20 protein-coding genes are annotated in these 12,136 nt (G+C 62.9%); 18 read left to right on the top strand and 2 right to left on the bottom strand.

The features are described from left to right. Positions 1-89 precede the first annotated feature (89 nt). Positions 90-341: a hypothetical protein gene (locus tag EB815_RS24715; protein WP_065005014.1), complete on the top strand. Its 252-nt coding sequence runs from the start codon at positions 90-92 to the stop codon at positions 339-341. Here EB815_RS24715 and EB815_RS24710 read toward each other — a convergent pair. Beyond that, the gene (locus tag EB815_RS24710; protein ID WP_171883318.1) at positions 338-1,036 is read right to left on the bottom strand and encodes an XRE family transcriptional regulator; all 699 of its coding nucleotides are present in this window, start codon (positions 1,034-1,036) and stop codon (positions 338-340) included. The two genes, EB815_RS24715 and EB815_RS24710, sit on opposite strands and share 4 nt — an antisense overlap. 87 nt (positions 1,037-1,123) lie before the next feature. Between EB815_RS24710 and EB815_RS24705 the strand changes: the two genes are divergently transcribed. The 8 genes from EB815_RS24705 to EB815_RS24670 all read left to right on the top strand — a co-directional run bounded on the left by EB815_RS24705 (position 1,124) and on the right by EB815_RS24670 (position 5,864). Then, positions 1,124-1,363 (top strand): hypothetical protein, encoded by a 240-nt coding sequence (locus EB815_RS24705; RefSeq protein ID WP_064982629.1) that lies wholly within the window; start codon positions 1,124-1,126, stop codon positions 1,361-1,363. Beyond that, positions 1,360-1,872 carry a hypothetical protein gene (locus EB815_RS24700; RefSeq protein ID WP_065005016.1) on the top strand — a complete coding sequence of 171 codons (513 nt, stop codon included), beginning with the start codon at positions 1,360-1,362 and terminating at the stop codon, positions 1,870-1,872. Before EB815_RS24705 ends, EB815_RS24700 begins: the two co-directional genes overlap by 4 nt. A 142-nt stretch (positions 1,873-2,014) precedes the next feature. Next, the gene (locus tag EB815_RS24695; RefSeq protein ID WP_065005123.1) at positions 2,015-2,500 is read left to right on the top strand and encodes a phage regulatory CII family protein; all 486 of its coding nucleotides are present in this window, start codon (positions 2,015-2,017) and stop codon (positions 2,498-2,500) included. Continuing rightward, on the top strand, positions 2,500-2,958 hold the full coding sequence (locus EB815_RS24690) for a hypothetical protein (protein WP_155772399.1): 459 nt from the start codon (positions 2,500-2,502) through the stop codon (positions 2,956-2,958). Before EB815_RS24695 ends, EB815_RS24690 begins: the two co-directional genes overlap by 1 nt. Then, positions 2,955-3,152: a hypothetical protein gene (locus tag EB815_RS24685; RefSeq protein WP_065005018.1), complete on the top strand. Its 198-nt coding sequence runs from the start codon at positions 2,955-2,957 to the stop codon at positions 3,150-3,152. The genes EB815_RS24690 and EB815_RS24685 overlap by 4 nt, the downstream gene beginning before the upstream one ends. Next, positions 3,149-3,514, top strand: coding sequence for a hypothetical protein (locus EB815_RS24680; protein ID WP_065005019.1), 366 nt, complete (start codon positions 3,149-3,151; stop codon positions 3,512-3,514). Before EB815_RS24685 ends, EB815_RS24680 begins: the two co-directional genes overlap by 4 nt. A 32-nt stretch (positions 3,515-3,546) precedes the next feature. Next, complete coding sequence (locus tag EB815_RS24675) at positions 3,547-4,470, top strand: DUF2303 family protein (protein WP_065005020.1); 924 nt, start codon at positions 3,547-3,549, stop codon at positions 4,468-4,470. Further along, complete coding sequence (locus EB815_RS24670) at positions 4,470-5,864, top strand: MT-A70 family methyltransferase (protein ID WP_065005021.1); 1,395 nt, start codon at positions 4,470-4,472, stop codon at positions 5,862-5,864. The genes EB815_RS24675 and EB815_RS24670 overlap by 1 nt, the downstream gene beginning before the upstream one ends. A 5-nt stretch (positions 5,865-5,869) precedes the next feature. On the opposite strand, the gene EB815_RS24665 is transcribed toward EB815_RS24670, so the two are convergent. Continuing rightward, positions 5,870-6,859: a hypothetical protein gene (locus EB815_RS24665; RefSeq protein WP_065005022.1), complete on the bottom strand. Its 990-nt coding sequence runs from the start codon at positions 6,857-6,859 to the stop codon at positions 5,870-5,872. Between the two features lie 71 nt (positions 6,860-6,930). Between EB815_RS24665 and EB815_RS24660 the strand changes: the two genes are divergently transcribed. From EB815_RS24660 to nusG, 9 genes are read left to right on the top strand one after another with little or no spacing between them, the layout of a single operon-like run. Next, positions 6,931-7,356, top strand: a complete 426-nt coding sequence (locus EB815_RS24660) for a hypothetical protein (RefSeq protein ID WP_065005023.1) — start codon at positions 6,931-6,933, stop codon at positions 7,354-7,356. Continuing rightward, on the top strand, positions 7,353-7,646 hold the full coding sequence (locus EB815_RS24655; protein WP_065005024.1) for a hypothetical protein: 294 nt from the start codon (positions 7,353-7,355) through the stop codon (positions 7,644-7,646). Before EB815_RS24660 ends, EB815_RS24655 begins: the two co-directional genes overlap by 4 nt. Beyond that, the gene (locus tag EB815_RS24650) at positions 7,643-7,942 is read left to right on the top strand and encodes a hypothetical protein (protein ID WP_065005025.1); all 300 of its coding nucleotides are present in this window, start codon (positions 7,643-7,645) and stop codon (positions 7,940-7,942) included. Before EB815_RS24655 ends, EB815_RS24650 begins: the two co-directional genes overlap by 4 nt. Then, positions 7,939-8,508: a hypothetical protein gene (locus EB815_RS24645; protein ID WP_065005026.1), complete on the top strand. Its 570-nt coding sequence runs from the start codon at positions 7,939-7,941 to the stop codon at positions 8,506-8,508. Before EB815_RS24650 ends, EB815_RS24645 begins: the two co-directional genes overlap by 4 nt. After that, positions 8,505-8,756 carry a hypothetical protein gene (locus EB815_RS24640; protein WP_065005027.1) on the top strand — a complete coding sequence of 84 codons (252 nt, stop codon included), beginning with the start codon at positions 8,505-8,507 and terminating at the stop codon, positions 8,754-8,756. The genes EB815_RS24645 and EB815_RS24640 overlap by 4 nt, the downstream gene beginning before the upstream one ends. Then, positions 8,753-9,379 (top strand): HNH endonuclease, encoded by a 627-nt coding sequence (locus EB815_RS24635; RefSeq protein ID WP_065005028.1) that lies wholly within the window; start codon positions 8,753-8,755, stop codon positions 9,377-9,379. Before EB815_RS24640 ends, EB815_RS24635 begins: the two co-directional genes overlap by 4 nt. Beyond that, positions 9,376-10,203, top strand: coding sequence for an HNH endonuclease signature motif containing protein (locus EB815_RS24630; protein WP_196772372.1), 828 nt, complete (start codon positions 9,376-9,378; stop codon positions 10,201-10,203). Before EB815_RS24635 ends, EB815_RS24630 begins: the two co-directional genes overlap by 4 nt. Next, positions 10,200-11,402 (top strand): hypothetical protein, encoded by a 1,203-nt coding sequence (locus EB815_RS24625; RefSeq protein ID WP_065005029.1) that lies wholly within the window; start codon positions 10,200-10,202, stop codon positions 11,400-11,402. The genes EB815_RS24630 and EB815_RS24625 overlap by 4 nt, the downstream gene beginning before the upstream one ends. Then, entirely contained in the window at positions 11,374-12,030 is a 657-nt protein-coding gene (gene nusG / locus EB815_RS24620; RefSeq protein WP_171883317.1) for a transcription termination/antitermination protein NusG, read from the top strand. Before EB815_RS24625 ends, nusG begins: the two co-directional genes overlap by 29 nt. The last annotated feature ends 106 nt before the right edge of the window (positions 12,031-12,136 follow it).

Genomic DNA, 12,136 nt, shown 5'->3' with positions numbered 1-12,136 from the left:
TGCGCGCGAAAACGAATCAAATCGTTCTTGCTACGTTCTCGTAAGTGAGTCAGACTGTCGCACATAACAAAAGCATCAGGGAGCTTGGGATGAGCGCGTTTTTTGTAGTTCAGAGTTTCACGCGAGGCGACAGGGGCGGGCTTCGCCCCGACATTCCCGTCCAAGCCCAGAATACAAATCACGCACGACGAATGGCTGAGAGACTTGCGGCGTCAAAAGCGCTGGTTGTTGCCTTTAAGCGCGAGGGCGATGCCGCTACCGGTGAATTTGGAGAAGCGATGCTGATCGCCGCTCTCGGCGACGTTCCAGATGAAGTCCGGGAAATGCCCCTCGCCAGCTAGCGGGCTTCGTATTTGCCTACAATCCTATGACAGACGGTCCAGTCGGCGCGGGAAACGGTGAAATCCTTTTCCTCGCCCTCAGGAGGATTGTGCTGCCGAAGATGCCAGTCGCGATCGTCGAACCGCACCAGGCGCTTGATCATTGCCTCGGCCTCCGCGACCGGCGGAACGTGGTAAAGGACCACGTTTCTGTCCCTTGCAGGCGGCAGGTGAGGATGCACTAAAGCCATGTCGCCGGGCTCGAATGCCGGCAGCATAGATTCCCCAACGACATAGACGCCATAGGCCGCTTTTACATTTTCGAGGAAGGCCGGCCGTTTCACATATTCAATGGCTTCGAACGTGATGATCTGGTGACCTTCGTTCCCGCCACGAGCAGCTGCATAGACTGGAAAATTTCGGTCGCCGACAAGCTCCCTGCCGGGAATTATCAACGGCTGGAAGCCCGGTGTGCGGCTGTCCTCGCCCGATGATTCCGGTCCCTCGCCAGTCAATAACCAGATTGCTGTGGTACCCAGCGCCTTGGCGATGCCTTCCAGGTTTTCAGCGCGCGGCGATTTCGACTTTCCCGTCATGATGTTCCGGATCAAAGCGTCGCTGCCGACCTCGAGCGAGGCCGAACGCATTGATTTTCCTGTCGCTTCCAAGCGCCTGAGAATTCGTTCTGCCAGCGGAGATGTCGTGTCCGTGCTCATGCGGTAATCTAACCGCGAGATATTGGAACGCGTTAGCGGTAAGTTTATCGTTGACAATGCGGTAAACATATCTCATTCCTATGCGCCATGACGCTCAAGGACCATCTCGTTAAAGTCGCAACGACCTATGCCGCAGAGAAAGGCTTAAGCCTCTCGCGGGTGTCGACCATCGTCTTTGGAGACGGAAAGGTTCTCGACCGACTGCAGGGCACCGCTGATCTGACCACAAGCCGGTTCGAAGCAGCGATGCTCTGGTTCTCAAACAACTGGCCTGCCGATTTGGCTTGGCCGGACGGCGTCACTCGTCCGATTTCGGAGGCCGCATGATCAAGACGCGCCTCTCTTCGCCCTCTCTCGCCGATCGCGGCGCACGGCTTGCCGGCGTCGGTTTCAGCGATCGCCTCGTGCCGCGCCAGGTCGGCGCCGCCGATTATGAATTCCCCGCTGCGCCGGTTCCCCAAGAGCCTGACCGCGCAGAGCCTGCCGCGCCGTCCGTTCCCCTCCCGGGCGGCGCGGCTTTTTCCCGTTTCGCCGATTCCTGTCCAAGCGTTCGTGGGCAGGACAAGACCGCGCCGGCCGCCGCCGCAACCTTGGCCGGCGCGGATTCCAGCAACGCGATGCTGCTGCCCGACCATGTGATGGTCCTGGTGCGCGCGGTTGCCGCCTATGAGCGCTGCACCAACGAGCGCGCCGTGGCGCTGGCGCTGACCGAATACGCGACGATGATCGGGGCAGGGGCGCTGGCCCGTGCCGTTGCCGATCTCGGCGACGAACTGGCCGACATACCGGCGCATGCGCGCCACGCGGCGAACCGATTCCGAGGTGGCGGACCATGAGTGCATCTGCTTGCGGGCCTCCATGACGTGACGCCCGCTTTCTGACTCCGAAAAACCTTTCCCGCCACGGGAAACGACGCCGGGATTTCCCGGCGCGGGAAACCTTTTGCGTCGAATTTTGAAGATGATTGGGGAGGCCAAGATGGTTCCGAATGCCAATGCCCGCCACTTCCTGCTCAAGGCCAAGCAGCGCGACCTGATCGCCGCCGCCGGCGGCATCGAGCGCGCCGCCGCCGTCTGCTCCTACGGCAAGTCGACCGTCGGGCGCTGGGCCAATTCCGACAGTTCGGAACTGATGCCGCTCGACGCCATCTTCGCGCTCGAGGAGGAAACCGGCCGCTTCGACATGAGCGAAGCGATCACCCAGGCGCGCGGGCGCAGCGTGGCGGAAGTCGAGGCGGTCGCCGCCAATGGCAGCGTGATGACGGCGCATGCCGAGGCAGTTGTGAGCATGGGCGACGTGATGACCGAGGGCGCGATTGCCTTCGCCGACGGCAAGCTGACGCCCGCCGAAAGCGCCCAGATCGACCGCGCGCTGGCCAAGCTGCAGAACGCCGCCGCCGAATACCGCAAGGTGCTGGCCGGCGCCCGCGCGGCCGGCGGGCTGAAGGTGGTGGGAGGCGAGTGATGATGGCCAGCCTCGCCCGGCGCGACCCGGAAGAACGCGCTGACAGTTTTTACCGCTTCTCGGTCAAGTGCGATCGGCTGACGAACCTCAAGATCGAGGCCGCCGCGCGCAAGGCCGGCATGAGCGTCAACAGCTTCGTGCAGCGGCATTTCGAAACTATCCTCGAAGCGGCTCCGGTCGCGGCGACTGTGCCCGAGCGCTTCGACGCGCCGGCCTTCGCCAAGCGGCACGGCGTGACGATCCAGGCTGCGAACGTCTGGTTTTCGCTTTCGACGCATGCCCGCAACGGCCTGGTGCAGCGGTCGCTGAAGAACCTCGCATCCGATGTCGGCACCACCCACGTCGAGCGCCTGATCGAACAGCTCATCGGCGCCAGCACTATCGAGGTTGTCGCCCCGTCGTCGGGCCTGCGCCCGGCGATCTATCGCGTTCCCGGCGAGACGGCGGGTGACGCATGAGCCTGCCGCTCAAGGACCGCCTCGGCGTGGCGTCGGTGACGCTCGACTTCCTGTCGAAAATCATGCGCGGCGATGACGATGACGGCCAGGCGCGCAGCCTGGCCAATGACGTCGAATATATCGGCAACCGCGTGCGTGAGCGGCTGAAGGCCGAAGAGCAACTTTCCCTCGATCCTGAAAGGACTGGACCATGAGCCGTGTGCTCCGCACCTTCCGTGAAATGCTTGGACTGCTGTCGCGTGGCGATTTCTCGCGCCACTGCGACAAGCTTCTGAATGAAGCCATCCTGGCGGTCGAGGAATGCCCGGCCGACAAGTGCAAGGCCGAGATCATCGTCAAGATCACGCTCGATTACGAGCTTGGCCGCATCGACATCAAGGCCGACGCCAAGTCGAAACTGCCCGACACCGTCAAGTTCATGAAAACCCCGTTCTGGACGATCGACGGCCAGCTTTCGGTCGAGCACCCAAACCAGATCGACATGTTCCGCGCGCCGCGCGCGGCGACCTCGCAGCGCGAGGATGAAGACGACGACGAGGAAGTCGCGGCGTCCTGATCTTTCAAACCGAACCCTGAAAGGAATTTCTCATGCCCAATCCCTCCGAAGCGCCGCTCGATGCCCATGGCATCGACCTGGTCAGCAAGCTCGCCACCGAGGCGGCGGAAGCGACCATCCTGCAGATCGACACGGCCGGACTGTCCGCCGGACTGCCTGCCGGCGTGCCGGTTGCCTTCGACCGCAAGTCGCAGACCTTCAAGTCGGTCAAGGCGCTGGTCGACGAATTCCGCCTCACCCCCGATCGCCGCAAGGGCACTGCCACGGTCGAGACGCTGTCCAGTTTCATCGCGCTGGTGGACCGGCACAAGGATCAGGATTCCGTGCTGTTCGGCAAGACCGTCTGGCCCGATCCGAAGCTGACCGCCGTTCTCGACTATGACAAGGAAGGCGTGCCGGCGCGCAATCGCTCGCATCGCATTGTCTATGCTTTCCCGCTGACCGAGGAATTCAAGGCCTGGGTGGCGGCGAACGCCAAGCCGATGGAACAGGATATCTTCGCGGCCTTCCTCGAGGAGCATGCGGCGGAACTGTCGGCGCCTACCGTGGGCGAGGTCAGCGAATACGAACGACTGTTCAACGAGAAGATGGCGACGCCTTCTGAAGTGGTCGCACTGTCGCGCCACCTTGAAGTGTTCGTCGCCGCCCGCGCCAAGCAGGGCATCCGCCTGCAGACCGGCGAACGTGTCGTCGAGTTTTCCGAGGAACACCAGAACGCCAAGGGCGAGGCGATCGTGGTGCCCGGCGTGTTCATGGTGTCGGTCCCGGCTTTCATCGACGGTGACGCCGTCCGCATTCCAGCCCGGCTCCGCTACCGCGTGGCCGGCGGCAAGGTGCTGTGGTTCTATCAGCTCTACCGCTGGGAGTTCTATCTGCGCGAACAGGTCGGCCATGACCTGAAGCAGGCCTCCAACGAAACCGGCCTGCCGGCCTTCGAAGGCGCGCCGGAAGCCTGATGCCGAAGGCTGTCGCCATAGTTGCGGCCAAGCCGCTGCCGTCTCTCGTCAAAGAGGCGGCGGCGGCGCTTTCGCGCGCGACGACGGCGGCGGAAGTGCTCGACGCGCATGACAAGGCAGGCGCCGTCTATGACATGGCCAAGCGCGCGGCGCGCTTGCATAAGGCAAAGGCCGCGCATGATGAACTGGTCGCCGCTACCTATCGCGTGCAGGCCGACGCGCTTGAGATCGAAAGCCAGGCCAAGCGTCGGCTCGCCGACGAATACGATGCCGCGCAGGAGCGCGGCGAGGTCGCCAAGCGCGGCAAACCGGTAAATGTTCCAGAGCGGAACAATAAGGCGACGACGGCCGAGATCGGCCTCAACCGCAAAGACATTCACGAAGCTCGCCAGATGCGCGCCGCCATCGCCAGGAACCCGGCGATCGTGCGCGAGGCTCTGGACGATATCCTGGCCAGCGGTGACGAGCCGACGCGCACCGCGCTGAAGCGTGCCATAGCGCCTGCCGTCAAGACGCTGCGCAGCGAAGACCAGGCCGCGAAAAAGGAGCGCCGCGCGCTGCGCGAAGTCGCTCTTGCCGCCGGGTACAAGGAACTGCCCGCCAAGAAATACGGCGTCATCTATGCCGACCCGGAATGGAAGTTCGATCCGTATTCACTGGAAACCGGCATGGACCGGGCGGCGGACAACCACTATCCGACCAGCGATCTCCTGACGCTCATGCGCCGCGACGTCGGTGCCATTGCCGCCAAGGATTGCGTGCTGTTCATGTGGGCCACGGTGCCCATGCTGATCGAGGCGATCTGCGTGCTGGACGCATGGGGCTTCGCCTGGATCGAGCGCGATCCGAACACAGGCTTCCTGGCGCCGAACAAGGCGCACGCGCGCTACATCTCGCATTGGGCGTGGCTGAAGAACCGGATCGGCACCGGCTATTGGGCGCGTGGCAAGCACGAAATCCTGCTCATTGCCACGCGCGGAAAACCCGTCGCTCCTGCGATGGGCGACCAGCTCGATAGCTGGTCCGACGATATGGCGGTCGAGGCCGATGTCGGCCGTCACTCGGCCAAGCCGGCGGTCTTCGCCGAGTGGATCGAAAAGCACTGGCCGAACACACCCAAGATCGAATTGAACGCCCGCGAGGCGCGGCCCGGCTGGAATGCGTGGGGCTATGAATCGAATCCCGTAGCGAACACCGGGGAGGGGGTGAACGGCGCGATAGCTGCCGCCTCCGGCGATCCGGCTAGTAGGGGCGATGATGTGGAGGACCGCCAGCGTCCCGCATCGCCCGGCTTTACTGGCGGTCGCAAGCGTGGTGGCGGCAAACCTGTCTCTGCGGAGCAGGACCACGCGCCTTTGCGCAAGCGGGGCGCCCGAAAGGCGGTGCCGGCATGAGGCACCTAAAACGGAATCTCGTCGACGTCGGACCTTGGAGCTGTCTCCAGCATCAACAGCCAGTCAATATCATGAGGGGAATAGGGCGGTTTGTCTGGGGAGAAGTAGTTCCCCTGGAGCCTCAAGTCGGTGATAGCCACCCGCGACACGTTGAGTTTTGCGTTGGAAAAGTCGCAATCCTTAAAAGTATTTCTCTCAAATGCGTTGTCATCTTGGATGGCGACAATCCGGCAGCGTTCGAACGTGCATCCGGCGTGGCGTGGAGTGACAACTACATCGTCACCGTAGATTCTAACGTGGTGAAAGCGCGCCTTGACAGGCGCAGCGACACGAAAATCATAGCCAATGATGTCACCTCCGAAGTACGCCACTCCTGCTACCCCATGGACTGGCACCCAATAAGTCATGTCGCCGGACTCGTCCGCGGGAGCTTCGAAAACCAGTGTTCGGTCAGATATTCTTCCCAGCCTTTCTCCCGCGAGAAGAGCTGCAGACGCAGATTCGTACCCCACCCCCGCTTGGCTGTGTCGATAATTTGCTTGGATGAAGTCCGCAATGAGGTCCATGGCTTCAACAGCAAACTTCGGATTCGGCGATGTAAGAACCGCTCGCAGAGTTGCAATGCCGGCGCTTACATAGCCCGGTTTGCTATCATCGGAAATGAGTTCCGCTCCCTTTTGCAGAAGTGCGGCGAGGTTGCTCTCTTCCGTCATGGCAATTTGACTGCTGAGCTTCTCAATTTGTTTCCGCTGCGCGTCGACCTGCTGGGTGGCGAGCAGACCCCGCCAAACGACGGTGCAGAAAGTGATAAGGCCGGCTCCAATCAGTCCAAGTTTATAAACGATGTCGATCCGGTCGCTGATCGATGCAGTGCTGCCCGCGAAAAGGGCGATCAATGTGCCTATCCCGACGCTGAAGAAGACCAATACAGCAACGGTTATTGCAACCTGAAACCACAGGTCGTCACGTCGCAGCATCTCATCGAATTTATTCATGTTGCCCCCCACACACGCAGCATAGGTAATTCGAGCGGCAATTGCCAAGACCTCCGGCTTGAGGAGGCGGCATGATAAACGACGCCTCGATACTTCGCGCCATGGCGCGCCTGCGCAAGGCGCTGGAACGGCGCATGCGAATGGACGATCGCGTCGAGGAATTGCGCGCGCGGGACGGCGGTCGCCCAATCCGTTCCGGCACGCTCGCTGCCTTCGATACCGCCGCGCTTGGACGGAAGCTGCGGCCGATGCTCGAATATGACGGGCGCGGCTGGCGCGCACTGGCTGACGAGATCGGCGTGACCTCGCCTGACCTGTCGCGCGTCATGGCCGGCCAAGACATCGCCGCTGGCAAAGTGTTCGCCATCTGCGACTGGGCCGGGCTCGATGCTCGATCGTTCTATCGGCCGCCGCTTGGCGCGCCACCGCCGCGAAAGCGCCCAAGGCGCTGCCGGCTGTTTCACGGGAAAAGCACTGAAACAGGAGTTCGCGCATGAGCGATACCATGCTGCCGATCTTGCGCCAACTGCACGAAGCCGGTGAAGACGACCGCGTCCGCGCAGATGCGCTGCTGCGCATGCCGGATTCCGTGGCGCTTAAGTATCACACGGTGATTGAAGCCGCCTGTCGCAGGGGAGATTTCGAAACCGGCGTCAAGTTCATGGCCGTTCGTGTGGCGTTGTTGCTAGCGGTCCGTGACGGCAATGGCCTGCCGCGTTCGGATCTCGTCGACGTCGTAGACAGGTTCCGCATCGCCCTCGCCGAATTCGCGGCAGGTGACGCATGACGGCGCGCGTCGAAACCCAGATCGAGGGCCAATTGGCTCGCAAGCTGGCGCCGGTCGTTCGCGAAATGCTGATGGCGGAGGTCGAGCGCATCGCGGCCGAGACGCTGCCGGCGACCAGGGCCAAGGCAGGCGAGGCTGATCGCGACATCATGAAAGCCTGCCGCGTGGTGGCCAGCGCCGCCGACCGCCTGGCGCAGGCAAAGTATGGACCGGGCGAGATCGCGGCGCGCAAATCGCTGGAGAACGCGGCAAACGGACTTCGCCGGGCGATGTGCCGGCATGGACGCATGCCATGAACGCCCCGGCCGCGATCTCCGACCGGCGCCTTGCCGATGCCGCGAAGCTGCGCGCCATCCGCACGGCCATGGCCGACATCGCGCCGGCCGACTGGACGCGCGTGCATGGCGAGGGCGGCGCCTTCATCGAGGCTCGCGGCGAGATGGGCGAGCTGTTCGTGCTGTTGCGCTTCGATGCCGCGACGCCCGACGAGATCGCCTTCGTCTGCAATGCGCCCGACACGGTGCGCTTCCTGTTGCGGCTGCTGGACGAGGCGTTCGGCACCATTCGCGCGCTGAGGGGCGAGCCGCCACGGCGCAACACCGCCAAGGGTGAGCCGGCGGCCAGCGAACCGAAAAACTACGCCGCCGAGTGCGGCATGAAGTGCCAGGAGCCGGCCTTCAAGGTGTTTCTGGAGGAACGGCACGGACTGGAACGCCCGCTGACCGACGACCGCGCGGCACAGAAGGTGCGCTCGATCCTCGGCGTCACCTCCCGAAAAGAGATCAACGAAGGCGGACGGGCCAGCGAGGCGTGGAAAGCGCTGCGCACTGATTTCGCCGCATGGCTGAAGGAGCAGAGATGAAAAACCGCATCACGGACCTCAACGATCACCTTTTCGCACAGATCGAGCGGCTATCCGCAGAAGGTCTGACCAAAGAGGAGCTGGAAGCGGAGGTGCAACGCACCGACGCAATGGTCAAGGTTGCCGACATGATCGTCGACAATGCTCGCCTCGGCATCCAGGCAGCGACGCTGGTGGCAAATCATGGCGACCGTTTCCGGAAGGACCTCCCGATGCTCTCCGCGCCGAAGGAGATCGATAGCAAATGAAGGGCCGGCAAATCCGCTATAGCGACGAGGAGCTGTCCTTCCTGGAATGGCGACAGGCATTCAGCCGGCGTGATCTGCATGCCGCGTTTGTGGAGCAGTTCGGCCGCGATGAGGTCACGCTCGATCAGATTAAGGCGCTCTGCTACCGCAAGGGTTGGTCGACTGGCAGGAACGGCTGCTTCGTAAAAGGCCAGATCCCATTCAACAAGGGAAAGCCACATCCCGCGCGTGGCAGGGCCACAGAGACGCAATTCAAAAAAGGCTGCATGACTGGCGCGGCAGCGGCCAAATACAAACCTATCGGCACCGAGCGCATCAACAAGGATGGCTACATTGAGCGCAAGGTTCATGAGGGCATTCCGCTGTCATCGCGATGGCGGCTCGTGCATGTTCTCCGATGGGAAGAGGCCCATGGTCCGCTTCCTGCTGGCGCCGCACTCAAATGTTTGGATGGCAATCGCCGGAACACGGAACCATCGAATTGGCGATCGGTACCTCGGGCACTGCTAGCTCGTCTCGCCGGGCGTTACGGGCGCGATTATGACAACGCGCCGTCAGAGCTTAAGCCGACAGTGCTCGCCATCGCCCAGCTGGAACACGCCGCACGGGAGCGAGCGTCATGAGGCGAAGCCGCATAGCCTATAGTGCCGCCGAGATGGCATGGCTCGCTGCCAACCGCGCCATGGTGATTAGCGATTACCATCGCGCTTTCCTGGCCGAGTTTGATCGGCAGGACGTCTTGCAAGTTCATCTTCACGGCCTCCGTAAGCGGTTGGGCTGGAAGGTTGGGCGCGAGAAGGGGAGAACCAAGGGGCGCCGCCTCAAATATAGCGAGCCCGAGATTGCATGGCTTCGCGACAACAGCACGATGGAGATCAACGCTTGGTGCGCCGCATTCCGCGAGCAGTTCGGGCATGAAGATGCGACACCTGCCAAACTGCACAGTCTGCGCAAGCGTGAAGGCTGGAAGACCGGCAGGACAGGCCAGTTCGAAAAGGGCGCGGTGCCATGGAGCAAGGGTAAAAGGCGGCCTTACAACGCGAACTCGGCGAGCACCCAGTTCAAGAAAGGGCAATTACCGCTCAACTATCGTGGGCCCGGCCATGAATCGACGGGCGACGACGGCTATGTCTGGATCGTGCTCGATGCGACAAACCCTTGGACGGGCGCCTCGACCTGGCGCGTGCACAAGCATCGCCACCTGTGGGAACAAGTTAACGGCCCTGTTCCACCAGGGCACGTTCTCAAGTGCCTCGACGGTGACCGGACAAACTCTGATCCCGCCAACTGGGATGCTGTGCCGCATGGGCTGCTGCCGCGGCTGAACGGCAAATCTCGGCGCGACTATGACCGTGCGCCCGCCGCATTGAAACCGACCATCATGGCCATCGCCAAGCTGGAACATCGGGCGGCGAATGCTGCGCATAAACGCGGGGCCCAGAAGTGAGCGCATTCCTGCTTGGCATAGGCTTCCGCGCCGACATGGGCACCTGCGCACGCAAGCTGGTGCTGTTGAAGCTGATCGACGCCTGCGAGGATGACGGCAGCCGCATCTTCCCGGCAATCTCCACCATCGCGCGCGCTGCGCAATGCTCGACGCGCCAGGTGCAGCGCGAACTCAAGGCGTTCCTCGATATCGGCCTGATCAGGCTGGTGCGCGAGGGCGGCAAGGGGCCGCGCAGCACCAACGAATACGCGCTCGACCTCGACGTGCTGCAACTGCTGGGCAAAGGTGGATGGTCGCTGGTGGCCGGCGATCGCGCTGAGAATAAGGGTGACACCGTGTCACCCTTCGAAAGCGAGGAAAAGGGTGACACCGGAGACGCGCCAAGGGTGACACCGGAGACGGATAAGGGTGACAAGCTGAGTCACCCAACCCCTCCAGACCCCTCCCTTGATCCCTCCGTTGAGAGAGAGCGCGAGCGCGACCGGGACGAACAGAAAACCGTCGAGCGATGGCTGAAGCGGGTTCACCCGACCTGGCCGACCTTCATTGCCGACAGCGGCAAGACGGCGTTCGCCGCCGCGATGGCGCTGACGCCGGCGGAACGCGAGATGGCGGCGGACCGCATGGCCGATTACCTCGCCGCCGAGAAGCTGACCAAGGGCCGATGCGCGTTCGGCGTGTACCTCTCGGAAAAGCGCTGGGAGCGGCTTGGGCCGAAGCCGGAAGCGCCTGAGAAACCATCCTATGCGCCGGCCTTCGGCCCGGTGTGGGCGGCGATCCGGATGCGCGACCTGGTCACCGGGCCGAAGGCGCAGCCGTCTCCGCTGAAGGGCTGGGAAGAGCGGGCGATTGCCGAGGGCACGCTGAACCGCGACGCGCTTGAGCGCGGCAACCGGATGCGGACCGGCTGGCCGATGGTCAACGGGCTGCACCTTGCCGCCGAGACGCGCGGCCTCGGCATCCACAGCTTCGGCCCGGAGGAGGAACGGCTCGGCAAGCTCTGCGAGTTCGTGCCGGTCGACACCGAATGCTGGGAAGCGTGGAAGCTCGAGCACCAGCTGCGCGGCTGGCCATGGCTGCCAGACCCCGGAACGATGCGCGGTGTCTACTTCCCGGTTGGCGGACCGGGCGGACTGGAAGCTTTCGAACAGGCGGTGCGAGGACAACATGATGCGGGCGGACGTGAAGCGGCTGAATGAGGCGGAAGTCATCGGCCCGACCGACAGGCAGACGGCAGCGCTCGATCGCGCACGCGGCATGACACGGCGGGCAGAAGCGCTGCTCGCCGCTGCCGGTCAGAGCGAATCGGCGATGCACTGGTACGTGATCAGGACCGAAACGCATGCTGAAATGGCTGTGGATAAACTGCTGCAGGATGCCAATGTCGAGCATTGGCTGCCGTTCATGAAGGTGGAAAAGCGGCGCCGCAGCGGTCGCAAGAAGGTCGCTCGCGAAGCCGTTTCGATGCTCGCTTGGCCAGGCTATATGTTCGTTCGAATGGTGCCGACGCCCGAGGCGTGGGCAGGGCTCTTGACGGTGAAGGGCGTCGTCGGGGTGCTTGGCGCGAATGAGAAGCTCTTTCCCGTAAGTCACGACAAAGTCTTGCAATTGAAGGTGTTTCTGGAAGGCAACGTGATTGCCATGGGTGAGATCGCATCGCTGCTGCAGATAGGCCAATTGGTGAGGGTGAACGCTGGACCATTCGCCAGTCACAATGGCACCGTCGTGGAGTGGGATGAGGATGCCGGCACCATCGGTGTCGACGTGTACATCTTCGGTCGAGCGGTGCCGATCACGCTCGGTCTTGATCAGATCGATAAAGGGTAGTAGCGAATCCCACCCAGGACGCCCTGACAGAGTCGCACGCCGCATCGGTGGAAGCGCCAGCAGGACCCAGGTGAAGCGAAGGGCACGGCCCGGCATGCTTCACCGC

The organism is Mesorhizobium loti (genome assembly GCF_013170705.1).
In the GTDB taxonomy this organism is placed as follows: Bacteria; Pseudomonadota; Alphaproteobacteria; order Rhizobiales; family Rhizobiaceae; genus Mesorhizobium; species Mesorhizobium loti_D.
This window is presented reverse-complemented; position numbering and strand designations above follow the sequence as displayed.